Origin of the sequence: Sinorhizobium psoraleae, from assembly GCF_013283645.1 — a bacterium.
GTDB classification, from domain to species: Bacteria; Pseudomonadota; Alphaproteobacteria; order Rhizobiales; family Rhizobiaceae; genus Sinorhizobium; species Sinorhizobium psoraleae.
Genome location: NZ_JABEKV010000002.1, coordinates 1427102 through 1452602, shown reverse-complemented (window position 1 = coordinate 1452602; position 25501 = coordinate 1427102). Strand labels below are relative to the sequence as shown.

Here is a 25501-nt window from a genome sequence, read left to right as displayed (position 1 = left end):
AACGGGACGCAAAAAAGCCGCCGGGAAAGCCGGCGGCCGCGCATATGCCTGATGATGTGGTTAAGAAAAGGAAATTATTTGGTGCCGTACATACGATCACCGGCGTCACCCAGGCCGGGCATGATGTAGCCCTTTTCGTTGAGGTGGCTGTCGATCGAGGCGGTAAAGATCGGCACATCGGGATGCACGCCTTGAAAATTGCGGATGCCTTCCGGTGCCGCAAGCAGGCAGAGGAAGCGGATGTTCCTAGCACCGCGCTCCTTTAGCTTGTCGATCGCCGCAATCGAGGAATTGCCGGTCGCAAGCATCGGGTCGACGACGATGACCAGACGCTCCGAGAGGCTTTCCGGCGCCTTGAAATAATACTCCACCGGCTGCAGCGTCTCGTGGTCGCGGTAGACGCCGATATGTGCGACGCGCGCCGAAGGCACCAGCTCGAGCATGCCTTCGAGCAGGCCGTTGCCGGCGCGCAGGATCGAGGCAAAGACAAGCTTCTTGCCCTCGAGAACGGGCGCATCGACCTCCTGCAGAGGCGTCTCGATCCGCTCCAATGTGAGTTCGAGGTCGCGCGTCACCTCGTAGCAGAGCAGCGTCGAGATCTCGCGAAGCAACCGGCGGAAGCCTGCAGTCGACGTTTCCTTCTTACGCATGATGGTCAGCTTGTGCTGCACAAGCGGATGATCGATCACTGTAACGCCGTCCATGGCTCACCTTCCCGCAAATTTCGATATCCGCCCTCTTTTCCATGGAAAGGGGCGAAGCTGCAAGGGTGTTGCAGCGCCCGGTCCAATCTTACCCCCGCAGGGGCGTGTCAGATCGCGGCCAGAAGCCTCTGCCTTGTCGCCTCGTCGACGAAGGCAGCCCCTATCGCGGTTCTCGTCATCCCGTTTATCTCACTGTCCTCGAAACCCATGACATGCGAGGCGATCTCGTATTCCTGCGCCAGCGACGTGTGGAAGAAGGGCGGATCGTCGGAGTTGAGCGTGACGCGCACGCCGGCCGCGTACAAGGCCTTGAGCGGATGCGAGGCGAAGTCGGGGAAGACTTGCAGCGAAATATTGGAGCCGGGGCAGACTTCCAGAACGACGCCCTCGTCCGCGAGCCGTTTTACGAGATCCGCGTCCTCGATCGCCCGCACACCATGGCTGATCCGCGATGGCCGCACATGGTTCAGGGCGTCGCGCACGCTGAAGGCGCCGGAGAGTTCGCCGGCGTGTATCGTAAGCCCGAGGTCCGCGTCGCGGACGATATCGAAGGCGCGGGAAAATTCGGCTACGCTGTGCATCCGTTCTTCGCCCGCCAGGTTGAAGCCGGTGACAAGCGGATGGCGCAGCCTGGCCGCATATTCCGCGGTTCTGATGACTGCCTCCGGTCCGAGGTGGCGGATGCCGGTGATCAACATGCGTGATTCAATGCCGGTCTTCGCCTTCGCCGCGTCCATGCCGGCGGCAAGACCTTCGATGTAAGCGTCGGCGCCGAGGCCGACCGTATTGCCGTGATCCGGCGAAACGATGATCTCGCTGTAGATCGTGCCCGCTTCGGCGAGCTCCGTCAGATAGGCCTCGGCAAGAAGCGCATAGTCTCCTTCAGTCCGAAACAACGACGCGACGCTGTCGTAGCACTTCAGGAAACTGGTGAAATCGTCCCAGACATAGGCCTTGTCGCGGATGATGGCGCTGGTGTCGATCCCGTATTTCCTGGCTTGTCGCAACGCGAGTTCCGGCGGCGCCGCGCCCTCAATGTGGCAATGCAGTTCGGCCTTTTTCAGATGAAGGGTCAAATGAGGCTTCTCCCGTGGGGACCGGGGGCGATACCGAGATGTCTGGCGACCGTCTCGCCGATATGCGCGAAAGTGTCGGCGACGCCAAAGGAGCGGCTGCGCAAGGACGGGCCGAACATCAGCACCGGCACGCGTTCGCGCGTGTGGTCAGTCCCCCGCCAAGTCGGGTCGCAGCCGTGATCGGCGGTCAGGATGACGATATCACCGGGTTTGAGGCGCCGGTCGAGGTCCGGCAGGCGCTGATCGAAGGCTTCAAGCGCCGCGGCATAGCCCGGCACGTCGCGGCGATGACCGTAGAGCATGTCGAAATCGACGAAATTGGTGAAAACGAGATCGCCGTCCTCAGCCTCTTCGATCGCCGCGAGGCTCGCGTCGAAGAGCGCCATGTTTCCATTGGCCTTGGTGAGCTTCGTCACGCCCTGATGGGCGAAGATATCGCCGATCTTGCCGACGGCATGCACGCCGCGCCCGGCCTCTTTCAGTCGGTCGAGAACCGTCGGTTCCGGCGGCAACACCGAGTAGTCGCGGCGGTTGCCGGTGCGGGTGAAATTCTGCGGATCGTCGCCGACGAACGGGCGGGCAATGACGCGGCCGATATTGTAGTCGTCGACGAGCCGGCGGACCACCTGGCAGAGCTCCAGCAGGCGATCGAGCCCGAAGCTCTGTTCATGCGCGGCGATCTGGAAGACGGAATCGGAGGAGGTGTAGCAGATCGGTTTTCCGCTCCGCATATGCTCCTCGCCATGTCGGGCGATGATGTCGGTGCCGGATGCATGACAATTGCCGAGGATGCCGGGGATATTGCCCTCGCTGCAGATCGCCTCGACGAGCTCGGCGGGAAACGCATCTCCCTCAGAAGGGAAATAGCCCCAGTCGAACATTACCGGCGTCCCGGCAATCTCCCAATGGCCGGACGGGGTGTCCTTGCCGCGCGAGGTTTCGCTGGCGGCGCCGTAGACGCCGTAGACCCGCTCCGGCAGCGGCATGCCGGCCGGCAGACGCCCGGTAGCGAGCTTCGCTGCGTGCATCAGCCCGAGGGCGGACATGTTCGGCAGTTGCAGCGGCCCTTCGCGCAAACCCGCGCGATCGCCCGCGCCGGCAGCGCAAAATTCTGCGATATGGCCGAGCGTGTCAGCCCCGAGATCACCAAAGGCCTCCGCATCCGGCGCATTGCCGATGCCGAACGAGTCGAGGACGAAGAGGAATGCACGCGCCATGGAACACCCGGTTATCCGGACGCGTCGTGAAGAACCGCGATCCGGTGCTGCCTGCTGTGCGAGAGCGATCCCGCGCAATCCGGGAGGAATAGCGCGGCAAGGCGCGCATTGCAATTGAAGGAGTTAGTACGCCGTCAGCAGTCCGTGCACTTGATCGTCTCGCCAAAGCGCTGGCGATAGTAGGACGTCTTGGAAAGGTCGATCGTCTTCAACGTGCTGTTTTCGAGCCCCGGCGCAAAGAGCAGGAGATCATGCGGGACGACGAGTTCCGTACGCACCACGAAGGCGTTCACGGCGTCGAGTTCGGCGGGGACGGTGGCGATGGAGTCGACGGCATAGGGCGTTGCGCCGTTCTGGTCGCGTGACCATACGACCTTTCCGCTGGTCGTGCCGGTGACCTGTATGCCCGTGATCTTCAGCGTGTAGCCCGTGCTGTTGTACGGCGCCATGATGCTCAGCGCGACATTCTTCATGTTGTCCAGCAGGGTTTTATTGACGTCCGTCTGCTGCGAGACCATGTCCGAGACGGCGCTCGATGCGCGCGCAACCTTGCGGGCCACGGTGAAGCCGAGAGAGATCTCGAAGGATCCGATATAGAGCATGATCAGCAAGGGCGCGACGATCGCAAACTCCACGCCGCCGACACCGCGCCGGTCGCGAATGAGCGCCGACAGCGATGCCGAGACGCGCCGGGCAAACGAAAATCCAAGCAAGCGTCTCATGGCATCCTCAGTAATTTTCGTTGCGGAACGTGGCGGTTGCGACCATCAGGAAGTCCCGAGGCATGCTGCTGCCGGCGGGGCGCAGGTCCGTGACGTAGGGCCGGACCAGATCGGTAATGACCTCCCATCGGTAGTAGGCGCGCACCATCGTAAAAGCGCCGGCGCCTCCCGGCGCAAATTTGAAGCCGCTGGTGTCGAGATCGGAGGATGAGGAAGAACCGATCCTTGGAACCGCGGGCGGAAACTGCGTGAGGTCGGTGATGTTGCGGACATCGATGTAGAGCTTGTCTCGCTCCGCCGCCTCGGTCGCCGAGCAGGGCATGAGGATAGCGATCTCCTCGCAAAAAGCCTGGCGGAATTCCGTCTCCGTCATGTAACCGGGCTTGCTGCTGTCCTCGAAGGTGATCTCACCGGTGCGGATTTTTCGCGCCAGCGTATCCGTCGCGTTGGCGAGCAGTTGTTCGCCGGCAAAGGCGACGAAGGTTTCGATCGACGCGAAGACGATCACGAAGAAAGGGAGGGCCAGCAGCGCGAACTCGATCGCCGTGGCGCCCTTCCGGTCGCCGCAAAAGCGGCGAAACAGGCCGCGGGGCGCGCGGTTCCGCAAAGATGTCTTTCGCTCAGTCGCCATTGCGCCGTTCCGTCATGCAACGTCCGATCGGCGAAAAATAAAGCGGGATTGTTGAAATTTCGTTTGCGACAACCGGAAGAATTTTAGCGATCTTGAATTCTTTTCCGTCGCGCTAGTTTGTGCTTGCCGCCGATGCCTGGCGTTCGGCATGACGCTCGCAATTGGGCGTGCAGGAAAGGACCGTACGCGAGGTCTGCTTGTAGACACGCACCGTATTGCCTTCGTCGATCGACACCAGAATACGTTCGTCGACAATGGCATTTCCATCCTGGTCGAGAATGACGAGATTGGTCGTCCCGAAGTTGCGCCCCGTCAGCACGATCGTCTTTGCGTCCGCGACCGTGGCATCGGCAACTTCGGAGTTACCGATGATTACCTTGCTCACCGGTCGGTCGAGCTTCAGCACGCGCGCGTGATCCATATAGACGCGCATCATGTTGTCCTCAGCGCGCGCCGCGACCGGCGCGATGACCATGAGGAGGGCAGCGCCTGCAAATGTGAGCGTAACGATCCGCTTCAGCGGTAGGGACGTGTTCATGGCGCTTCCTGATGACGCTATCCGGCGCATCTTCGCTTCTTTTGGTGAATGAAACGTTACGCAGATGCGGGGCAATTTAAGGCGTCCCCTTCTTGAGCATTTACCCAAGAAAACGGGATGGCAGCTTAACTTCACGATAACCGGTTTCCTTAAGCCGATGGCAATTAGCCCCCGCTAATTTCAGGGCATCCGATCAACGGCAAACAGTTGGCGGAAGTGCTGAACAACAAACACGTGAAGTAGGAGAATCACCATGAAGACGATTTTCGCACGCCTGCTGAAGGACGAATCCGGTGCGACGGCTATTGAATACGGCCTGATCGCAGCCCTGATCTCCGTCGCCCTGATCGCCGGCGCCGGCACGCTGGGCAACACCCTCAACACGACCTTCGACAAGCTCGGCACCAAGCTTTCGACGAGCACCACCGGCAAGCTCTAATCAGCGGCCTTTTCATAAACAGGGAGAATCATCATGAAGACGATTTTCGCGCGCCTGCTGAGGGACGAGTCCGGCGCAACGGCCATCGAATACGGCCTGATTGCAGCCCTTATCTCTGTAGCCCTGATCGCCGGCGCCACGTCGCTCGGCACCTCGCTCGACAATACGTTCACCGGGCTGGGCACCAAGATCTCGACGAGCACCTCGGGCAAGCTTTAATCCCGGCTTCGACGGATTCGAGAACGGAGCCGCCCCGACAAGGGCGGCTCTTCGTTTCCGGAATGCTCGTTGCAAAATGAAGAGCAACGGACTTCTGCGACAACCGGGAAATTTCAGGCGTTTCACCAATGGTCGAGGAGCTAGGAAACGTGACCGAGGCTGCAGTTTTTGTAATCTTCCCGCTTTGCCTGGCCTTCGCCGCGGTTTCGGACCTTTTCACGATGACGATTCCCAACCGCGTATCCGCGGTGCTGCTGGGCGCCTTCATCGTTGTCGCGCCACTTGCGGGATTTGACCTCGTCGGGATCGGCCTGCACCTTGCTGCGGCAGCAGCGGTATTTACTGTATGTTTCTGCCTCTTCGCGACGAATGTCATGGGGGGAGGCGATGCCAAGCTTTTAACCGCGAGCGCCGTCTGGTTCGGCCTCGACGCCTCGCTCGCCACGTTTCTTCTTTATGTATCCATTTTTGGTGGCGCGTTGACGCTCGTCGTTCTGTTTCTGCGCAAGCAGGAGAACACGATCCTGGCAACCGGCCTGCCGGTTCCGCACCTGCTTTTCACCGTCAAGAAGATTCCCTACGGCATCGCCATCGCCCTCGGCGGCTTTGCGGCCTACCCTTCATCGCCGCTGATGCGGGCCATGTTCGCGCAGTTGGCGTGAGGGTATGGCTTTCCGTCAGTTAAACCGGCCCTCGCAAGCATTCGTTAACCACGTCCGTATCCGGCTCGTTAACCATAATTACACCAATTCCTGATCAATCTCACCAAGGGGCATTTCTTGGGGCTTGGGGACGATCATGAAACCGGTGCGCATCATCATTCTGGCGGTGGCCGTGACCTCGGCTGCTATGGCCGGGCTGCTTGCGATGAAGCTGACCCGTGGTCCCGCGCCGCAGATGGCAGAACCCCTCATCGAGCAGGCGCCGACCGTCAACGTTCTCGTTGCCAGCAAAAGCCTGCCGGTCGGCTCGCGGCTCGCAGCCGACTCGATCCATTGGATGGCCTGGCCGAAGGATGGCATCGTCGATGGACTGATTACGGAAGAAAACCGCCCGGGTGCGGTCGAAAATCTTTCCGGTGCCGTCGTGCGCCTGCCGATCTTTACCGGTGAGCCGGTCCGCCAGGAAAAAATCGCCGACTCGTCGAGCCGCATCATGTCGTCGCTGCTGCCCGCCGGCAAACGGGCCGTCGCGACGGAAATCACCGTTGCCACAGGCGCCGGCGGCTTCATCCTGCCGAACGACCGCGTCGACGTCATCATGGTCCGCAAATCCGAAGGCGACGACATCTACCTGACCGAGACCGTGCTGAGCAATGTCCGCGTGCTGGCGATCGATCAGCAGGTGGAGGAGAATGAAGACGGTTCGAAATCGGTCGTCGGCACGACCGCCACACTCGAACTGACGCCGGATCAATCCAAGGTCATGACCGTTGCGCAGCAGATGGCCGAGCGCATTTCGCTGGCGCTTCGCAGCGTCGCCGATGCGCAGGAAGCCGATACGAACGCTGCGGACTACCTTTTGAGCGGCGACGGGCAGCCGAGCATTCAGGTCATCAAGTCAGGCTCCATCGTCAAGAGCGATGCTGCCGTCGTCCAGAACCAGAAATGAAGATCGATTGGGGCGCAAGGTGAAGCGGAACGGAAACATATTTCGGACGTCGATCGCAGCCGGTCTGTCGTTCTGCCTGACGTTCTCTGGCCTGGCGCTGCCGGTGGTGCCCGCGGCCGAGGCGGCCGCGTCGTCGGTCGTAAGAATCGCAACCAGCGGTCCGGGCGTCAAGAAAACGATCAGTCTCGGCCTCAACAAGGCCGTTGTCGTTGATCTCCCGATGGATGCCCATGACATTCTGGTGGCTGATCCGTCGCTTGCCGACGCCGTCACCCGCACCTCGCGGCGCATCTACCTGTTCGGCAAGGCGGTCGGTCAGACGAATATTTTCGTCTTTGGACCGAATGGCGAGGAGATCGTCAGTCTCGAGGTCGCGGTCGAGCGCGATGTCGCTGGCCTCGAAACGAACCTGCGGCGCTTCATTCCCGATGCGGACATCAAGGTCGAAATCATCTCCGACAACGTCGTCCTCACCGGTACCGTGCGCACGCCGCTCGACTCCACCAAGGCCGTCGACCTCGCGCGTGCCTTCCTGAAAGGCGGCGAGGCGACGACCCGCAACATCACCGCCCAAGGCAACAACGGCGATGCCGATATTTTCGCCGAGGACCGTCAGACCTCGCAGATCGTCAATCTGCTGACGATCGAGGGCGAGGACCAGGTAACCTTGAAGGTCACCGTTGCCGAGGTCAGTCGGCAGGTGCTGAAGCAACTCGGATTCAATACCGCCGGAGCCGGCAGTTGGGGCTCGATTGACTTCCGCAATCCAGCTAATCTCGGCAATGCCATCGGCATCGACCCGACGGCCACCATTGGCAAGACGATCGGCAGTACCATCATTGAAACCTACGTCAACGCGATGGAACAAGCGGGCGTCATGCGCACGCTGGCCGAGCCGAGCCTGACGGCAATTTCCGGTCAAGAGGCCAAATTCTACGTCGGCGGCGACTTCCGTCTTGCCAGTGGCCAAGAGACCTCAAGGGAAATAAACGAGGACACCGGAAGGCCAATGACGACCGTCGAGCGCGAGGTCACGGACGTCGAGTACGGCATCCGGTTGAACTTCAAGCCCGTTGTTCTCGGTCCCGGTCGCATAAGCCTCGCGGTTGAGACGGAAGTATCCGAACCGACCTTTGAGGGTGCGTTTGTAAGTGGCGACAAGCTCACCGACATTCCGGGTCAAACCTTCCTCGGCATTCGCCGCCGCGAAGCCTCGACCAGTGTCGAACTGCCGTCGGGCGGGTCGATCGTCATAGCCGGCCTCGTCCAGGATAACATCCGTCAAGCGATGTCGGGCCTGCCTGCCGCGTCGAAGATCCCGATTCTAGGGACTCTGTTTAGAAGCAAGGATTTCGTGCGCAACGAGACGGAACTCGTGATCATCGCCACACCCTATCTGGTACGTCCGGTCGCCCGCTCAGCACTCTCGCGTCCCGACGACAACTTCAACCCGGCCAACGATCTCGAGAGCTTCTTCCTCGGCCGCGTCAACCGGATCTATGGACGCCCGGAAGTGGCGGCACCCGTCGGTCGTTATCACGGCAATGTCGGCTTCATCTACAAATAGGTCGGGGTCATGAAAAACCGAAGCGCAGCGCAGAACAGTCCTGAAAGGCAGACCTGGATGTCCCTCGACCGAAGCCGTTTTCTCGCCCGCTCAACGTCTGCGGTAACGCTGGCCATCGTTGTCGGGCTGCTTGCAAGCTGCGGCACGAAGGACAAGCTCGCGACCGGTGCAATCCCGGACGATTATCGCACACGGCATCCGATCGTCATTGCCGAGGCGGAGCGGACGATCGATATTCCCGTCGCCTCGGGCGACACGCGGCTGCCGCAGGGGACACGCGACGTCATCCGCGGATTTGCTGCCGAGTACCGCCACGCTTCGACCGGCGTCATCCAGATCATGCTGCCGCGGGGATCGGCCAACAGCCATGCCGCCCACGCCGTCAGTAAGGATATACGCCGTCAGTTGGCGGCGGTCGGCGTGCCGGCGAAACGGATAATCGAAACCAGCTACGAAGCCGGGGCAACGGGCGACGCGGCACCGATCCGCCTGAGCTACGTCGCGATTGCAGCGCAGACCGCTCCCTGCGGCGAGTGGCCCGAGGATCTGACGCTCAATACACTGCAAAACCGCAACTACTACAATTTCGGCTGCGCCACGCAATCCAATCTCGCCGCCCAGATCGCCAATCCGACGGATCTCATCGGTCCGCGCCAGATGTCGCCGATCGACGCTGAGCAGCGTGGCGAAGTGATCAATACGTGGCGCGGCACGGAGACGGATAACGGCGGCACGACGGTCATCTTCAATTGATGGACCCCCAGGGAAAAGCGATGAGCGCCATTGAATACAATATCGACAGCGGCGGAGCGGCCGACCTTTCCGTCGACGCCGCGCGCCCGAGCGATCTCGATCAGTTGAGGCCGCTGCCGCGCATTTCGATTCACGCGTTTTGCGAGAGCGACGCCGTGCAGCGCCTCATGGAGCGCTGCGGTCAGGATCGCCGCATGGCCAAGGTCAGCCTTCGGATCACGGGCGGCAGCATTGCCGCTGCCGCCAACATGTTCGCCAGCGTATCGACCCCGAACCTGATCATCCTCGAAACCAGCACGGAGCCGCGCTCGCTGCTTGCAGAACTCGCGCCGCTGGCGGAAGTCTGCGATCCGAGCACCAAGGTCGTCATCATCGGCCGCTACAACGACATTGCCCTCTACCGTGACCTGATCCGCAACGGCATTTCCGAATACATGGTCGCTCCGGTGTCGATGGCGGATGTCCTGACGGCGGTTTCGGCGATCTTCGTCGATCCGGACGCCGAGCCTCTGGGTCGGAGCCTTGCCTTCATCGGCGCGAAGGGCGGTTGCGGCTCGTCGGTGATCGCCCATAATTGCGCCTGGGGCATTTCCAATCTGTTTTCGACGGAGACCATTCTCGCCGACCTCGACCTGCCCTACGGCACAGCGAACATCGATTTCGACCAGGACCCGCCGCAGGGCATTTCGGAAGCGGTCTTTGCGCCGGACAGGCTGGACGAGGTCTTCCTCGACCGTCTTCTGACGAAATGTTCCGAGCATTTGTCGCTGCTCGCAGCACCCTCGATGCTCGATCGCGCTTATGATTTCGAAGCCGGCGCCTTCCACCCGATCCTCGAAATTCTCCAGCGGAGCGCGCCCGTTTCTGTCCTCGACGTGCCGCATGTCTGGTCCGACTGGACCCGTTCGGTTCTGGCCGAGGCCGACGAGGTGGTGGTGACGGCCGTTCCGGATCTGGCCAGCCTCAGAAACACGAAGAACCTCTTCGACGCGCTGAAGAAAATTCGCCCGAACGACAGGGCGCCGCACCTCATCCTGAACCAGGTGGGCATGCCCAAGCGGCCGGAAATCGCGCCCAACGAGTTCTGCGAGTCGCTCGAGCTGGAGGCGGCCGCCATTATCCCGTTCGATGCGGTACTCTTCGGCAACGCCTCCAACAGCGGACGCATGATCGCAGAAATCGACAGGAAGTCTCCCGCCGCCGAAACCTTCTCGCAGCTCGCGCATCTGCTGACCGGGCGCGCGACCATCAAGAAGGCGCGCAAGGGGGGGCTCGGCAAGGCGCTCGCCCGGCTCCGCGGGCGGTAGGCGTCGTCCAATGAAGCAACCGGATTGAAGTGATGTTTGGCAAACGCGGAAATGAAGGTTTTGGCAAGACTGGCGCGATGAGCCCTATGGTTCCGCCCATGCCGGCCGCACAGCCGACTGCTGCGGAGCGACCGGTGGCACCCGTTCTTGCCGAACCCGTTGTCGCCCCGGTCCGTCCGCAACCCGCGGCTCCGCCGGCACGCCGCCGCGCGCCCCGGGCCGAGGACTATTACGACACCAAATCGCAGGTCTTTTCCGCGCTGATCGACACGATCGATCTCTCGCAGCTCTCCAAGCTCGACACCGAAAGCGCGCGCGAGGAAATTCGCGATATCGTCAACGATATCATCACCATTAAAAACTTCGCGATGTCGATCGCGGAGCAGGAGGAACTGCTCGACGACATTTGCAATGACGTGCTTGGATACGGGCCGCTGGAGCCGCTGCTTGCGCGTGACGATATCGCCGACATCATGGTCAATGGCGCCGGCCAGACATTCATCGAAGTCGGCGGCAAGGTGCAGGAATCGGAAATCCGCTTTCGCGACAACGCGCAACTGTTGTCCATCTGCCAGCGCATCGTCAGCCAGGTGGGCCGGCGCGTCGATGAATCGAGCCCGATCTGCGACGCCCGCCTGCCCGATGGATCGCGCGTGAACGTCATCGCCCCCCCTCTGGCGATCGACGGCACGGCGCTCACGATCCGCAAGTTCAAGAAAGACAAGCTGACGCTGGAACAATTGGTGCGTTTCGGATCGATCACGCCGGAGGGCGCCGTGCTCCTGCAGATCATCGGCCGCGTCCGCTGCAACATCGTCATTTCCGGTGGTACGGGTTCGGGCAAGACGACGCTGCTCAACTGCCTCACCCGCTATATCGACAGCGACGAACGAGTCATCACCTGCGAGGATTCGGCCGAACTGCAACTGCAGCAACCGCATGTGGTTCGCCTCGAAACCCGCCCGCCGAACATCGAGGGCGAGGGCGAGATCACCATGCGCGATCTCATCAAGAACTGCCTGCGCATGCGCCCCGAACGCATCATCGTCGGCGAAGTGCGCGGCCCGGAGGTTTTCGACCTGTTGCAGGCGATGAACACCGGTCACGACGGCTCGATGGGCACGATCCACGCCAACACGCCGCGCGAATGCCTGAGCCGCATGGAATCGATGATCGCCATGGGCGGTTACACGCTGCCGGCGAAGACCGTTCGGGAAATCATCGCGGGCTCCGTCGATGTCATCATCCAGGCGTCGCGCCTGCGCGACGGCTCCCGCCGGATCACGCATGTTACCGAAGTGGTCGGCATGGAAGGCGACGTGATCATCACGCAGGACCTGATGCGTTACGAGATCGACGGCGAGGATGCCAATGGCAGGATCATCGGCCGGCATATTTCGACCGGTATCGGGCGGCCGCATTTCTGGGACCGCGCGCGGTATTTCAACGAGGACAAGCGGCTCGCCGCGACGCTCGACGCGATGGAAAAGAACTAGAGCAATTCCAGGAAGAGTGTGTAACGGTCTTCCGTCCGGAATTGCGTAGTTTCAAAGAGTTAGATCGTTTCCCAGTTTCAATGAAACGGTGAAATGAACTGGAGCGGGACAGGCGAAGGCGCGAACGACTTCGTGCCCGCCGAAGCAAAGGAACAGGTTCGACGATGTTCGGCATAGACATCACCGTTCTGGCACTGGCCGGCCTCGTCGCGGTTGCGGCGGCGGCGCTCGCCTACGGTGTGCTGTTCTCGCGCATCGAGAACGAGAAGAAGGCGGAAGGTCGCTTCCGCCGGGTCAGCGCCGCCGAAACGGACCGGACCAAGATCAAGGCGGCGCGCGATCGCGTCAACGAAATGTCGAAGCGGCGCAAGTCGGTTCAGGACTCCTTGAAGGAACTCGAAAAGAAGCAGCAGGAAAAATCCGCGAAGGCTGCGCCATCTATGAAGACTCGGCTGGCGCAGGCGAACCTATCGATATCGGTGACGCAGTTTTATCTTTTCAGCGCTCTCTTCGGCGTCTTCGCCTTCCTGCTCGCATTCATTTCCGGCACCGGGCCGCTTGTTGCCGTAGGCATCGCGTTGATCGCGGCGGCCGGCCTGCCGCGCTGGATTATCGGCTTCATGATCAAACGGCGCTGCAAGAAATTCCTTGAGGAATTTCCGAATGCGCTCGATGTCATGGTCCGTTCGATCAAGTCCGGCCTTCCCCTCAACGACGCGCTGCGGCTGATCGCCAGCGACGGGCAGGAGCCGGTCAAGACGGAATTCCGTCGTGTGGTCGATTCCCAGCAGGTCGGCCTCACCGTGCCGGAAGCCTGTGCCCGGATGACGCAGGGCATTCCTCTGCCCGAAGTGAATTTCTTCGCCATCGTGATCGGCATCCAGGCACAGGCAGGCGGCAACCTCTCGGAAGCGCTCGGCAATCTCTCCAAGGTGTTGCGCGAGCGCAAGAAGATGAAGGCGAAGGTCAACGCGCTCTCCATGGAAGCAAAGGCATCCGCCTGCATTATCGGTGCGCTGCCCTTCATCGTCGCGACGCTCGTTTATCTCACGTCGCCCGACTACATGATAATTCTCTTCACCGACCCGCGCGGCCACCTCATCATGGGTGCTTCAGCCGTCTGGATGAGCATCGGCATCTGGATGATGCGCAACATGATCAATTTCGACATTTGAGGTTGGAGCGCTAGCGGTGGATGCCTGGGTTAAAACACTGACCGATCCGAACATCATCATCGCCGTCCTGGTCTCGATGGCGGTGCTGGCGACGTTCTATTCGCTCGCCATCCCGTTCTTCGAACGGGGCGATCTGACGAAGCGGATGAAATCGGTGGCGACAGAACGCGAACTCATTCGCGCCCGCGAGCGCGCGCGCCTGAATGCGGAAGCAGCTAGTGGCAGAGGAAGTCTCCGGACGCAGAACAACACCTCGGTGCGCCAGATCGTCGAGCGGCTGAACCTGAAAAAGGCGCTCGTCGACGACAACACCGTCAATCGTTTGAAAACAGCAGGCTATCGTTCGCAGAACGCGCTCAATACCTTCCTTTTTGCCCGGTTCTGCCTGCCGTTTCTGTTTCTTATCGTCGCGGTCGTCTATATTTTCGTCCTGGGCAATTTTGCCGACAAGCCGCTCATGATCAGGCTGCTGTTCGCGGTGGGCTTCGCTTATCTCGGCTTCTATGCGCCGAATATCTTCATCGTCAATGCGATCTCCAAACGCCAACATTCGATCCGCCGCGCCTGGCCCGATGCGCTGGACCTGCTGCTGATCTGCGTCGAATCGGGGGTCTCCATGGAACTTGCCATGCGCCGCGTGGCCGACGAGATCGCGGCGCAGTCCCCACCGCTGGCGGAGGAGTTGGTGCTGACGACGGCGGAGCTTTCATTCCTGCCGGACCGGCGCGTCGCGCTCGAAAACCTCGGCCTGCGCACCGGCATCGACGACGTGAAGTCGGTGACCCAGGCCCTGATCCAGGCCGATCGCTACGGCACGCCGGTGGCTCAGGCCCTGCGCGTGCTGGCCCAGGAAAGCCGCGATCAGCGCATGAATGCGGCGGAAAAAAAGGCGGCCGCGCTGCCGCCGAAACTCACCGTGCCGATGATTCTTTTCTTCCTGCCGGTCCTCGTCGCCGTCATTCTCGGCCCGGCAGGGATACAGGTCGCGGACAAATTTTAGAAAGTCCGCGTTGCAAGGGGTCAGTGCGGCGCTCCAGATCTTGCTTGTCGTCGATGTAAACGCTGCCTGCTCGCGGAGGCTCGCATTGGCCGTCCATCCGGCCGGGCGTGACCTGTTTTTCGAGTTCTTGCGACATTGCGCATGGATCGTCGGGTCAAGCCCGAGGATGACGGCAGAATGGGGGCATCGGGGGCCGGGCTGGAAGAAAATCCGGCGTTAGTTGGTGTCTGCGTCGTCGGCTTTGGCAAGCTGCTTCCAGGCTCCCTGCTGTGACAGCATGGACCTGAGATAGGTGACGTTCGCTTCCGCCTGCTCCGCGGTCAATTCCTGGCGGGCGATGGCTTCGGCTTCCTGGAAGCGTCCCTGGAGGCCGACGGCGAGGGCGAGGTTCTGCCGGACGCTGCTGTCGGCGCCGGGCTGATCGGCGGCCGATTTGAGATAGGTTTCGGCGGTCCTGAGATCCTTCGTCAGCAGGTAGGACATGCCGAGATTGGAGAGCACGGACGGTTCGTTGGGGCGCAGGTCCAGGGCCTCGCGGTATCTGAGACGCGCTTCCGACGACCGGCCGAGCTGGTCGAGAACCGCGCCCTCCGCGGATTTCAGCTTCCAGTCCGGACGGTCCGGCGTTTGCGCCCGGCTGATCGTCGTCAATGCCTGCTCGAGCTGGCCGGCCGCGGCCTGCGCCTTGCCGTAGGCACCCAGAACCTCGCGATCCGAGGGATGGTTGATCGCCACCTGTTGCATCACGGCGAGCGCCTGTTCGTTGCGGCCGGTCATGCGCAACAGATTGGCGTAGTTGAGACCCGCCTCGCGATCCCTGGGGTTGCGCTCATAGGCCTGCCCGATACTCTCCGCAGCCTGCGACAGTTCCGTTGCGTTCATCGATTGTACCGGTTTCGAGAGCGTCGGGATCGAGCCGGTGGTGAGCTCCTTCTTTTGCTGGCCGGCGCAGCCGGCCAGCGACAGCGCGACAAGCACCACGGCGGTACTCTGAACCAGACGAGGGAGTACGGGCGAGCAAATGGCTTGAGCAGTCATGAGTGGTGTCCCCAGCATGCGTTCGCACCGGAACTCCCAACATCAGCGGCGCAACTTTCACTCCAGCAATAATCTGTTAACCCTAACGGAGCGTTAATCGCGCGATCCGTTTCTGTCAGTCGAGGATTTCCATGGCTCCCTATCAGTTCATCGAGCGGCCGTCGCCGTTCAACACCAGCACCGGTAAGACGCTGCCGATCTTCGCGGTCACGCCGGCGCACATCGAAACGGGGAGCATCGATCCGATCGCGCTCGACTGGGCGAAGAAGGCGGGTTTCAAGGCGGAATCTGGTGCCGTTCTCCTCATTCCGTCATCCGACGGCCATCTCGGCGGCGCGCTGTTCGGCCTCGGCGCCAATCCTTCAGAGGCGCCGTTCCTCACCGGAAAGCTCGCCCGCGCATTGCCTGCCGGCAAGTGGCATATCGAAACGGCGCCGTTGACCGCCAATCGGCTGGCGCTCGGCTACGGTCTCGGTTCCTACCGTTTCGAGCGCTACAAATCCGCCAAGGCGGAGGCGCCGACGCTGCTCATCCCGGCCGATGCGGATGCGACCGACATCAAGAGGCAGCTCGCCGGCGTCTTTCTCGCGCGCGACCTCATCAACACGCCGACCAACGACATGGGGCCGGAAGCGCTGGAGGCGGCCTTCCGGGCGCTCGCCGGCCATTACAAGGCCGATGTCTCGGTGATATCGGGCGAGGCTCTTCTGGCGCAGAATTTTCCGCTGGTCCACACGGTCGGTCGTGCCAGCGCCGAGGCGCCCCGGCTTCTCGAGATGCGGTGGGGCAAGAAGGGCCACCGGCGAGTGACGCTGGTCGGCAAGGGCGTCTGCTTCGACACCGGCGGTCTCGACATCAAGCCGGCGTCTTCGATGCTCCTGATGAAGAAGGACATGGGCGGTGCCGCCAACGTCATGGGCCTGGCGCTGATGATCATGGACGCCAAGCTGAAGGTCGACCTGCGCGTCATCGTTCCGGTGGTCGAGAACTCGATTTCGTCGAACGCCTTCCGGCCGGGTGATATCTACCGGAGCCGGAAAGGACTCACGGTGCAGATCGACAACACCGACGCCGAGGGCAGGCTCATTCTCGCGGATGCGCTCGCCTATGCCGATGAGGATCAGGCCGATCTCATCATCGACATGGCGACGCTGACCGGGGCCGCCCGGGTCGCGCTTGGCCCGGACCTCCCGCCGTTCTTTACCGACGACAGCGAGCTTGCCCATGATCTCGCCGACGCAAGCCTCAGCGTCGACGATCCGATGTGGCGGCTGCCACTCCATATGGGTTACGACAAGGATGTCTCCGCGCGGATCGCCGACCTCACCAATGCGCCCGCGGGCGGCATGGCCGGCGCGATTACGGCGGCGCTCTTCCTCAAGCGCTTCGTCACCAACGCGAAGAGGTGGGTGCATTTCGACATTTTCGGCTGGGCTCAGGCCGAGCGCCCGCATTCTCCCATCGGCGGCGAAGCGCAGGCGATCCGGGCGCTCTATCACCACATAGGCAAGATCGCTAAATAGAGCCTACACGGCGGGTCTGCGTAAAAGAAACGCTTGCGTAACGATCGCCTGCTATCCGTACAGGCATTCGTTACGCGGGAGTTTTCATTGCCGGTCGAGCTTACGCCCTCGCAAGCCTTGGGGCTCTGGCATTCGGTGACGCTTGAGCAGGTCCGGGTCGATAGCCGCGACCTGACGCTGCGCCAGATGGCGATCCTCTTGCAGATCTATCTCGTTCCGCCGCCGCATACGGTGCGAGGCCTCGCGGCGACGCTCGGGGTGACGAAGCCGGTGATCACCCGCGCGCTCGACACCATGGGCGCGCTCGGGTTGGTCGATCGGGTGCGCGATGAAAGGGACCGGCGCAATGTTGTCATCAAACGCACCGTCGAAGGCGCGCTATATCTTGAAAAGTTCGGCGATCTGATCATCAATCAGGGTCGAAGACTGCCCCTGTAAAACTGCCCTTGTGAGTTAGCCCATGTCGCAATTGCCTGACCGCCGCCTCAATGCCTATCGCGATGATCTCGCGGAGGCGCGCCTGCGCGGGGTTGTCGAAGCGCCGCGCTATGTCGAAGGAACGCCTGCTACCGTTTCCGTTTCCGTCGCGCCGCTGCGGGCAAGGCCCGACGTTAAATGCGGGACAGACACCGAATTGCTCTACGGGGAGACCGCGCGTGTGCTGGACGTTGCGGGCGGCTGGGCATGGGTCAAGGCCGATCTCGATGGCTATGTCGGCTATGTGCCTGAGGACGCGCTGGCCTCTTCCGAAAAGCCGGCGACCCACATCGTCGCGGTGCCGCGAACATTTGTCTATCACGGCGCCGACCTGCGCTTGTCCCAAGCCTTCGCTCTGTCCATGGGGAGCCGACTCACTGTCGTCGGTGACACCGAAACCCGTGGCACGCGCTATTTCCTGTTGGACGGCGGATTGGCTGTTATCGCCAATCACTGCGTCCCGGCCGGCGAGGTACTCGCCGGCGACTATGTCAGCGTCGCGACGCGCTTCCTCGAAACCCCCTATCTCTGGGGCGGCCGGTCCGGTTTCGGCATCGACTGCTCCGGCCTCGTGCAGCTTGCGATGCAGATGGTGGGAGACAATGCGCCACGCGACTCCGACATGCAGGCGAGTGGCCTTGGTGAGGTCATCAGCCGCGAGGAGCTTCGGCGCGGAGACCTCGTCTTCTGGAAGGGCCACGTGGCGATCATGGAGGACGAGCGCACGCTGGTCCACGCCAACGGCCATACCATGACGGTTGCGCGCGAAGGGCTCGATGATGCGATCCGCCGCATCGGCTGGCTCTACGACCAGCCGACCGGCTATCGCCGGCCTTAGAGCGGGCGTTTTTTCCTGGCGCCGTTGGCATCATGGTCTGCAGATTTGCCCCTGACTCTAACCCTCTCCCCGCACGCCGGGAAAGGGGACTGAGGCGTTGCGGCACCTTTCCTTCTCCCCGCTTGCGGGGAGAAGGTGGCCGGCAGGCCGGATGAGGGGCAAACCGCAGCGGTAGATCCGATCAAAGTTTTAATAGCCGGCTAATCTATCGACGATGTGCTCGAGCGGCATGCCGCTTTCGAAGCGGGCGATCTGCTGTTCGACATGGGCAAAGAGCGCCTTGACGTCGGACGAGGCGGCGACATGGGGCGTCACATAGACGTTGGGCATGGTCCAGAAGCGGCTGTCCGGGGAGAGGGGTTCCTCCTCGAAGACGTCGAGCGAGGCCGCCGCAAGCACGCTAGCGTCGAGGCATTCCAGGATGTCCGCTTCCACCTGGCTGCCGCCGCGTCCGGCGTTAATGAACACCGGCGCCCCGAACGGCCCTTCGCGGCTAAGCTTTGCGAACAGGTCGGCGTTGAAGATACCTTTGGTTTCCGGTGTCAGCGGCAGCAGGCCGACGAGAAAGTCCGTGCGCGCCAGGAAGGCGTCGAGGTCGGTGGCGCCATAGGTTTCGATGCCCTCGATCGTCCGCCTAGTGCGCGACCAGCCGATCACATTGAAGCCCATGACCGCGAGCTTGCGGGCGGCATCCTGGCCGAGCACGCCCATGCCCATGATGCCGACGGTGACGCCGGCAGCCTCCGGCTGGCTGAGGTCTCGCCATTCGCGCTTCTGGGCCAAGGCCTCGTAGGCGCGGTGCTGGCGCAGATGCAGCAGGCACTGCATCACCACCCATTCGCTCATGCGTGTGGTCAGCGTCCGGTCGACGAAGCGAACCAACGGCACGTCGGGCAGCCCCGGCAGCGTCAGGACGTGGTCGACGCCCGCACCGCCAGAGAACACCACCTTCAGGTCGGGGGCGCGCGAAAAGAGATCGGGCGCCGATTTCCAGACCACCGCATAGTCGATGCCGGAGAGATCGCGGCCGCGCTGTGCCGGATCCGCGCGATTGATCACTTCGCGATCCGGAAAAGCGCCACGGAGAGCGGCCTCCACTTCCTCCGGAATGAATTTCAGGTCGACGATGACGGGACTCTTGGCAGACATTCTCAGAACTCTATTGACGGATGGCGGAGAGATTGACGGCTTCGAGATTGAAGGCGGCGGCCATCAAAGCCTTGGTATAGTCCTCGCCCGGCGCCTCGAAGATGCGCTCGGCCGGCCCCTGTTCGACCACCTTGCCGAGACGCATGACGATCATCTCGTTGGCAAGCGCCCGCACGACCTTGAGATCGTGGCTGATGAACAGATAGGCGAGATTGTGCTTGCGCTGTAGGTCGCGGAGCAGGTCGACGACCTGAGCCTGCACGCTCATGTCGAGCGCCGAGGTCGGCTCGTCGAGCATGACGAATTGCGGTTTCAGCACCATCGCGCGGGCAATCGCAACGCGCTGCCGCTGGCCGCCGGAGAATTCGTGCGGATAGCGCCAGCGGGTCGCCGGATCGAGCCCGACCTCCTGAAGGGCGGCGGCGACACGCGCGTCGCGTTCTTCGGCGGAGAGGGCGCTTTCGTGGATCTTCAGCCCTTCGCCGATGATGTCGGCGATCGACATGCGCGGGCTGAGCGAGCCGTAGGGATCCTGGAAGACCACCTGCATTCTGTTTCTGAGCGGCTTCATCTCGCGGAAGCTGTACGCCTCGATGTCTTTGCCGACGAAGGCGATGCGACCCTTCGAGGAGATGAGGCGTGTCAGTGCGAGACCCAGCGTCGTCTTGCCTGACCCGGACTCGCCGACGACGCCGAGCGTCTGGCCGGCCCGGAGCGTCAGGTCGACGCCGTCCACTGCTTTGACGTGATCGACGACACGGCGCATGAAGCCCGCCTTGATCGGGAACCAGACCTTCACGTCCCTGGCCTCTATGACGATCGGCTTCGAGGTATCGGAAGGCGGCGGCTCGCCCTTGGGCTCGGAGGCGAGCAGATGGCGGGTATAGGCGTGCTGCGGGTTGGCGAATATTTCCGCCGTAGGGCCGGTCTCGACGATCGTGCCCTTGGTCATGACGCAGACTCGATCGGCGATCTTCCGGACGATCCCGAGGTCATGGGTGATGAAGAGCATGGACATGCCGTGCTCGTCCTTGAGCGACTTCAGAAGTTCCAGGATCTGCGCCTGCACGGTCACGTCGAGCGCCGTCGTCGGCTCGTCGGCGATCAGGAGTTCCGGCCGGTTGGCGAGCGCCATGGCGATCATGACGCGCTGGCGCTGGCCGCCGGAAAGCTGGTGCGGATAGGCGCCGAGGCGCTTTTCCGCTTCGCGGATGCCCACCTGGTTCAGGAGCTCCAGCGTTTTCGCCCGCGCCGCAGCGCCCTCGATGCCCTGATGAAGATCGAGGATCTCGCCGATCTGCTGCTCGATCGTATGCAACGGGTTCAGCGACGTCATCGGTTCCTGGAAGATCATCGTGATGTCGTTGCCGCGGACATGCCTGAGCTCGGCATCGCTTGCCTTCAGGAGATCCTTGCCGTTGAAGAAGATCTCGCCGCTCGGGTGGCTCGCGGCCGGATAGGGCAGCAGCTTCAGGATCGAATTCGCCGATACGGATTTGCCCGAACCGGACTCGCCGACGAGCGCGACCGTCTCGCCGCGCTTGATGTCGAAGGAAATGTGGTCGACCGCGACCGACGTTGCGCCGCCCTGATGGAAGGCGACGGAGAGATCGCGAACGGAAAGAAGGGTCTCTGGCATCGTCGCGCTCACCTGAATGTCTTTCTTGGGTCGAAGGCATCGCGCGTCGCTTCGCCGACGAAGATCAGCAGCGAAAGCATGACCGACATGGCGCAGAAGGCCGTCAGCCCCAGCCATGGCGCCTGGAGGTTGGACTTGCCCTGGGCGATCATCTCGCCAAGCGAGGGCGAACCCGGCGGCATGCCGAAACCGAGAAAGTCGAGCGACGTCAGCGTGGTGATCGAACCGGAGAGAATGAACGGCAGGAACGTGAGTGTCGCGACCATCGCGTTCGGCAGCAGGTGACGGTACATGATGGTGCCGTTGCCGACGCCGAGGGCGCGCGCGGCGTTCACATATTCGAAGTTTCGGGCTCTCAGGAACTCCGCCCGGACTACGCCCACGAAGCCGACCCAGGAAAAAAGCAGCATGATGCCGAGCAGGATGAAGAAACCGGGCGGCAGGATGGCGGCGATGATGAGCAGGATGTAGAGCACCGGCATCGATGACCAGATTTCGATAAAGCGCTGCAAAAGCAGGTCGGTCCAGCCGCCGAAATAACCCTGGACAGCGCCGGCCGAAACCCCGATCACGGCGGAGGCGATCGTGAGCAGGAGGCCGAAGAGGACCGAGATACGGAAACCGTAGATCATCCGCGCCATCACGTCGCGCGCCTGGTCGTCGGTGCCGAGCCAGTTGAGGTTGCCGAGTGTGCAGCCCGGGTCGGAGGCGCCTTGCGGGTAGGCGGAGCAGCGCTCCTCCTTGCTCATCAGCCAGAAAGGCGGCGTCGGCGCCGAATGGGGAATGTTCGAGTTGACCGTCTGGTAGGAATAGCGGATCGGCGGCCAGATCATCCAGCCATTGGCCTCGATCTCGTCACGGATGAAATCCGAGCGGTAGTCCGTTTCGGCAAGAAATCCGCCGAACTTCTCCTCAGGATAGTTGACCAGAACCGGGAAGAGAGTCTCACCCTTGTATGAGGCGACGAGCGGCTTGTCGTTGGCGATGAACTCGGCGCAAAGGCTGAGGCCGAAAAGGATCAAGAAGATCCAGAGCGACCAGTAGCCGCGGCGGTTCGCCTTGAAATTCTGCCAGCGCCGCCGTCCGATCGGCGTCAGCCACCCCTTTTCCGGTGCGCCGGAATATGTCGCTACGGTGCTCATCAGACGTCCCTCCGCTCGAAATCGATGCGGGGGTCGACCCAGGTATAGATCAGATCGGAGATCAGACTGACGAAGAGGCCCATCAGCGAGAAGATGTAGAGCGTCGCGAAGACGATCGGATAGTCGCGTTTCACGACGGCGTCGTAGCCGAGCCGGCCCAGCCCATCGAGGGAGAAGATGTACTCGATCAACAGCGAACCGGTGAAGAAGGCGGAGATGAAGGCGCCGGGAAAGCCGGCGATGATGATCAGCATGGCGTTTCGGAAGACGTGGCCGTAAAGCACCTGCCGCTCCGCCAACCCCTTCGCGCGCGCCGTGGTCACATACTGCTTCTTGATCTCGTCGATGAAGGAGTTCTTGGTGAGTAGCGTCGTCGTTGCGAAGGCCGAAAGCAAGAGCGTGATCAGCGGCAACGTCATGTGCCAGAAGTAATCGAGGATCTTCTGCCACCAGGGGAGCTCATAGAAATTGTCCGAGACGAGACCGCGTAGAGGGAACCAGTCGAAGAAGGATCCGCCTGCGAAAACCACGATCAACAGGATGCCGAACAGGAAGCCCGGTACGGCATAGCCGATAATGATGATGCCGGACGTCCAGACATCGAAGGTGGAACCGTCGGTGACGGCCTTCCTGATGCCGAGCGGGATCGAAATCGCGTAGGAAAAGATGAGGATCCAGACGCCGAGCGAGATGGAGACCGGCATTTTGTCGATGATGAGGTCGACAACAGACGTGTTGCGGAAGAAGCTCTCGCCGAAATCGAAGCGGGCATAGTTCCACATCATTGTCAGGAAGCGCTCGAGCGGCGGCTTGTCGAAGCCGAACTGCTTCTCGAGCTTTGCGATGAATTCGGGATCGAGGCCTTGTGCTCCGCGATATCGGCCGCCCTCGTCGCCGCCGCTCTGGAGCAGATCGCCGCCGCCACCGCTGAGGCGGTCCGAACCGGCAGCGTTCGTTAGCTCCGAAATCACCTGTTCCACCGGTCCGCCCGGCGCGAATTGCACGACGGCGAAGGATATTGCCATGATGCCGACGATCGTCGGGATCATCAGCAGAAGCCGACGCAGGATGTAGGCACCCATCAGGCGAACCTCGGCATCGTGTTGCCGCCGATCGCGTGGATCCGCGGGGCTCTCGCTTGCCGTCTATTTCGTCTCAATACGTGATACTCCTTGCCGTGCGCCGCGCCGGGGCGTTCCCCGCATTTAAGTGATTCGTTTTTTGCATTTGGAATCGAGAGCCACCTCGAGCGCAAGCGTTTCATTGCTTGGCGGCGGCCGTCCACCACCATATATCGGGGAAGCCGATCGCGTATTTCGGCAGTTCCGCCGGCCTGTCGATCGTGTCGCGATAGGCGATATTCGCCGCACGCGGGTAATAGAGCGGCACGACGTAATGGTGAGCGAGCAGCACCCGGTCGAGTGCCTTGGTGGCGGCGACGAGCGTTTCGCGGTCCTTGGCGAAGATGACGCGGTTGATCAAGGCATCGACGCCCGGATCGGCGATGCCGGCGTAGTTTCTCGAACCCTGACGCGCGGCTGACGTCGATCCCCAGAAGTCCTCCTGCTCGTTTCCGGGGCTCAAGGTCTGCCCCCAGACCTCCCAGGTCATGTCGTAGTCGAACGCCCGCTCGCGGTTTGTGTATTGCGAGGGGTCGACGGTGCGCACGCTCGCCTCTATGCCGATCCGCTTGAGATTTTGGGCGTAGGGCAGGACCACCCGTTCCAGCATCGGGCTGCTCAGCAGGATCTCGAAGGAAAAGGGCCGTCCGGTCGCCACATTCACCATGCGGTTGCCCTTGAGCTCGAAACCCGCCTCCTTCAGGAGCGCGATCGCCCTGCGCAGGTTGTCGCGGGCATTCTGCGGCGTGCCGCCGACGGGGTTCGCATAGGGCGTCGTGAAGACCTCCTGCGGGATCTTGTCCTTGACCTCGTTCAGGATCTCGAGCTCCAGACCCTGAGGCAGGCCGGTGGAAGCGAGTTCCGTCAGGAAGAAATAGCTGTCCACCCGCGTGTACTGGTTGAAGAAGACGGTACGGTTCAGTTCCTCGAAGTCGAGGGCATAGTTGAGGGCCTCGCGCACGCGCTCGTCATCGAAAGGCTTGCGGCGCATGTTCGGCACGAGCGCCTGCATCACGCCGGTCGCCCTGAACGGCACCTGCTCGCGTTTTATGTGTCCCTCCTTGACCGCCGGAAAGTCGTAACCGGTTGCCCACCGGCGCGCTTGCGTCTCGCGCCAGAAATCGACGTCACCGGCGCGGAAGGCCTCGAACTCGACGCCGCTGTCGCCGAAGAAGGTGTAGGTGATGGAGCCGAAATTGTTCTGCCCGACATTGACGTTGAGGTCTGTTCCCCAATAATCGTCTCGGCGTTCGTAACGGATCGTCGATCCGGCCGAAAACGAGGCGATTCGATAGGGACCCGAGCCGATCACCGGCTCGAGCGTCGTGCGTGTGATGTCGCGCGGCTTGCCGTCCGGACCGGGCGCTTCCCACCAGTGCTTCGGGACAATCAGAAGCTGGCCGAGAATGTGCGGCAGCTCGCGATTGTTTTTTTCGTCGAAGCGGAACGTGACCTCCCGCTCGCCCGTCTTTTCGGCTGCGACGACATGCTTGTAGTAGCTCTGGTAAAGCGGATTGAGCTCCTTGCCCTTCTCGAAACTGAAGGCAACGTCTTCAGGCGTCACGGGCTTGCCGTCCGACCATTTCGCTTCTTTCCTCAGGCGAAACGTGGCGGACGAAACGTCATCCGGAAACGAAACGCTTTCGGCAAGCAGGCCATAGGCTGTCGAAATTTCATCATCCGCCGGTTTCATCAGCGTGTCGAAGACGAGCGAAAGGCCAACGGCCGCCTCGCCCTTTTCGAGGAGCGGATTGAACGTATCGAAGGTTCCCGTCTGCGAAAGACGGACGTCGCCGCCTTTCGGCGCGTCAGGGTTCACATAGTCGAAGCGTTGGAAGCCCGGTGGATATTTGAGCTCGCCGACGAGTGAAAGACCATGGTGCCAAGTGGGCTGTTCCTGGGCGCGCGCGCCAAGCGGTAGGAGCAGAGGTATTGCCAGAAGCGCGGTCGCCAGTTTCGTCTTCACAATACCGCTCAATTCCAGCATCCAGTTGCTTCCCCTTGTCGTTCGATGATCTTTCGAAGCAGAATAGGCGAATTCAGGGCAATTGACAGGACCTGCCCAAAATCAGGCGAAATTTTTGAGTCACATCCGGGTGATTCCGCAAATTCAGGATAG

Annotated in this window: 25 protein-coding genes; 13 read left to right on the top strand and 12 right to left on the bottom strand. The window is 61.8% G+C overall.

Features of this window, described 5'->3' with window-relative positions; all coding sequences use genetic code 11:
* Nucleotides 1–74 precede the first annotated feature (74 nt).
* From upp to ILFOPFJJ_RS15595, 6 genes are all read right to left on the bottom strand, one after another.
* Entirely contained in the window at nucleotides 75–704 is a 630-nt protein-coding gene (gene upp / locus ILFOPFJJ_RS15620; protein ID WP_173511417.1) for a uracil phosphoribosyltransferase, read from the bottom strand.
* A gap of 107 nt (nucleotides 705–811) precedes the next feature.
* Nucleotides 812–1780: an adenosine deaminase gene (locus ILFOPFJJ_RS15615; RefSeq protein WP_173511416.1), complete on the bottom strand. Its 969-nt coding sequence runs from the start codon at nucleotides 1778–1780 to the stop codon at nucleotides 812–814.
* Entirely contained in the window at nucleotides 1777–2997 is a 1221-nt protein-coding gene (locus ILFOPFJJ_RS15610) for a phosphopentomutase (RefSeq protein WP_173511415.1), read from the bottom strand. Before ILFOPFJJ_RS15610 ends, ILFOPFJJ_RS15615 begins: the two co-directional genes overlap by 4 nt.
* 134 nt (nucleotides 2998–3131) lie before the next feature.
* A complete protein-coding gene (locus tag ILFOPFJJ_RS15605) occupies nucleotides 3132–3719 on the bottom strand; it encodes a TadE/TadG family type IV pilus assembly protein (protein ID WP_173511414.1) in 588 nt (195 codons plus the stop codon).
* Nucleotides 3720–3726: 7 nt separating this feature from the next.
* A complete protein-coding gene (locus ILFOPFJJ_RS15600; protein ID WP_173511413.1) occupies nucleotides 3727–4350 on the bottom strand; it encodes a TadE/TadG family type IV pilus assembly protein in 624 nt (207 codons plus the stop codon).
* 112 nt (nucleotides 4351–4462) lie between these two features.
* Nucleotides 4463–4888, bottom strand: a complete 426-nt coding sequence (locus tag ILFOPFJJ_RS15595; RefSeq protein WP_376741416.1) for a pilus assembly protein N-terminal domain-containing protein — start codon at nucleotides 4886–4888, stop codon at nucleotides 4463–4465.
* A gap of 253 nt (nucleotides 4889–5141) precedes the next feature.
* Here ILFOPFJJ_RS15595 and ILFOPFJJ_RS15590 point away from each other — a divergent pair, with 253 nt between their 5' ends.
* From ILFOPFJJ_RS15590 to ILFOPFJJ_RS15545, 10 genes are all read left to right on the top strand, one after another.
* Nucleotides 5142–5327 (top strand): Flp family type IVb pilin, encoded by a 186-nt coding sequence (locus ILFOPFJJ_RS15590; RefSeq protein WP_173511412.1) that lies wholly within the window; start codon nucleotides 5142–5144, stop codon nucleotides 5325–5327.
* 33 nt (nucleotides 5328–5360) lie between these two features.
* Nucleotides 5361–5546, top strand: a complete 186-nt coding sequence (locus tag ILFOPFJJ_RS15585; RefSeq protein WP_173511411.1) for a Flp family type IVb pilin — start codon at nucleotides 5361–5363, stop codon at nucleotides 5544–5546.
* A 128-nt stretch (nucleotides 5547–5674) separates the two neighbouring features.
* Nucleotides 5675–6208 carry an A24 family peptidase gene (locus ILFOPFJJ_RS15580; RefSeq protein ID WP_173511410.1) on the top strand — a complete coding sequence of 178 codons (534 nt, stop codon included), beginning with the start codon at nucleotides 5675–5677 and terminating at the stop codon, nucleotides 6206–6208.
* Between the two features lie 136 nt (nucleotides 6209–6344).
* On the top strand, nucleotides 6345–7157 hold the full coding sequence (gene cpaB, locus ILFOPFJJ_RS15575) for a Flp pilus assembly protein CpaB (protein WP_173511409.1): 813 nt from the start codon (nucleotides 6345–6347) through the stop codon (nucleotides 7155–7157).
* A 19-nt stretch (nucleotides 7158–7176) separates the two neighbouring features.
* Nucleotides 7177–8724 (top strand): type II and III secretion system protein family protein, encoded by a 1548-nt coding sequence (locus ILFOPFJJ_RS15570; RefSeq protein WP_376741415.1) that lies wholly within the window; start codon nucleotides 7177–7179, stop codon nucleotides 8722–8724.
* Nucleotides 8725–8781: 57 nt separating this feature from the next.
* The gene (locus ILFOPFJJ_RS15565) at nucleotides 8782–9477 is read left to right on the top strand and encodes a CpaD family pilus assembly protein (protein WP_246299659.1); all 696 of its coding nucleotides are present in this window, start codon (nucleotides 8782–8784) and stop codon (nucleotides 9475–9477) included.
* Nucleotides 9478–9497: 20 nt separating this feature from the next.
* A complete protein-coding gene (locus ILFOPFJJ_RS15560; RefSeq protein ID WP_173511406.1) occupies nucleotides 9498–10784 on the top strand; it encodes a CpaE/TadZ family protein in 1287 nt (428 codons plus the stop codon).
* A gap of 32 nt (nucleotides 10785–10816) precedes the next feature.
* Nucleotides 10817–12280, top strand: coding sequence for a TadA family conjugal transfer-associated ATPase (locus ILFOPFJJ_RS15555; RefSeq protein ID WP_173511405.1), 1464 nt, complete (start codon nucleotides 10817–10819; stop codon nucleotides 12278–12280).
* Nucleotides 12281–12444: 164 nt separating this feature from the next.
* Complete coding sequence (locus ILFOPFJJ_RS15550; RefSeq protein ID WP_173511404.1) at nucleotides 12445–13455, top strand: type II secretion system F family protein; 1011 nt, start codon at nucleotides 12445–12447, stop codon at nucleotides 13453–13455.
* 76 nt (nucleotides 13456–13531) lie between these two features.
* The gene (locus tag ILFOPFJJ_RS15545) at nucleotides 13532–14455 is read left to right on the top strand and encodes a type II secretion system F family protein (protein WP_210267425.1); all 924 of its coding nucleotides are present in this window, start codon (nucleotides 13532–13534) and stop codon (nucleotides 14453–14455) included.
* A 216-nt stretch (nucleotides 14456–14671) separates the two neighbouring features.
* On the opposite strand, the gene ILFOPFJJ_RS15540 is transcribed toward ILFOPFJJ_RS15545, so the two are convergent.
* Nucleotides 14672–15493 (bottom strand): tetratricopeptide repeat protein, encoded by an 822-nt coding sequence (locus ILFOPFJJ_RS15540; protein WP_173511402.1) that lies wholly within the window; start codon nucleotides 15491–15493, stop codon nucleotides 14672–14674.
* A 131-nt stretch (nucleotides 15494–15624) separates the two neighbouring features.
* On the opposite strand from ILFOPFJJ_RS15540, the gene ILFOPFJJ_RS15535 reads away from it, so the two are divergent.
* The 3 genes from ILFOPFJJ_RS15535 (at nucleotide 15625) to ILFOPFJJ_RS15525 (ending at nucleotide 18331) form a co-directional block, all read left to right on the top strand.
* Nucleotides 15625–17016 carry a leucyl aminopeptidase family protein gene (locus tag ILFOPFJJ_RS15535; RefSeq protein ID WP_173511401.1) on the top strand — a complete coding sequence of 464 codons (1392 nt, stop codon included), beginning with the start codon at nucleotides 15625–15627 and terminating at the stop codon, nucleotides 17014–17016.
* Between the two features lie 87 nt (nucleotides 17017–17103).
* The gene (locus ILFOPFJJ_RS15530) at nucleotides 17104–17454 is read left to right on the top strand and encodes a MarR family transcriptional regulator (RefSeq protein WP_173511400.1); all 351 of its coding nucleotides are present in this window, start codon (nucleotides 17104–17106) and stop codon (nucleotides 17452–17454) included.
* A 22-nt stretch (nucleotides 17455–17476) separates the two neighbouring features.
* A complete protein-coding gene (locus tag ILFOPFJJ_RS15525; RefSeq protein WP_173511399.1) occupies nucleotides 17477–18331 on the top strand; it encodes a C40 family peptidase in 855 nt (284 codons plus the stop codon).
* Between the two features lie 189 nt (nucleotides 18332–18520).
* Here the strand turns inward: ILFOPFJJ_RS15525 and ILFOPFJJ_RS15520 are convergent, their stop codons facing one another.
* From ILFOPFJJ_RS15520 to ILFOPFJJ_RS15500, 5 genes are all read right to left on the bottom strand, one after another.
* Nucleotides 18521–19480 (bottom strand): 2-hydroxyacid dehydrogenase, encoded by a 960-nt coding sequence (locus ILFOPFJJ_RS15520; RefSeq protein WP_173511398.1) that lies wholly within the window; start codon nucleotides 19478–19480, stop codon nucleotides 18521–18523.
* A 10-nt stretch (nucleotides 19481–19490) separates the two neighbouring features.
* Nucleotides 19491–21119, bottom strand: a complete 1629-nt coding sequence (locus ILFOPFJJ_RS15515; protein ID WP_173511397.1) for an ABC transporter ATP-binding protein — start codon at nucleotides 21117–21119, stop codon at nucleotides 19491–19493.
* An 8-nt stretch (nucleotides 21120–21127) separates the two neighbouring features.
* Nucleotides 21128–22261 (bottom strand): ABC transporter permease, encoded by a 1134-nt coding sequence (locus tag ILFOPFJJ_RS15510; RefSeq protein ID WP_173511396.1) that lies wholly within the window; start codon nucleotides 22259–22261, stop codon nucleotides 21128–21130.
* Complete coding sequence (locus tag ILFOPFJJ_RS15505) at nucleotides 22261–23343, bottom strand: microcin C ABC transporter permease YejB (protein WP_173511395.1); 1083 nt, start codon at nucleotides 23341–23343, stop codon at nucleotides 22261–22263. Before ILFOPFJJ_RS15505 ends, ILFOPFJJ_RS15510 begins: the two co-directional genes overlap by 1 nt.
* A 178-nt stretch (nucleotides 23344–23521) precedes the next feature.
* Nucleotides 23522–25369: an extracellular solute-binding protein gene (locus ILFOPFJJ_RS15500; protein WP_173511394.1), complete on the bottom strand. Its 1848-nt coding sequence runs from the start codon at nucleotides 25367–25369 to the stop codon at nucleotides 23522–23524.
* Between the last annotated feature and the right edge of the window lie 132 nt (nucleotides 25370–25501).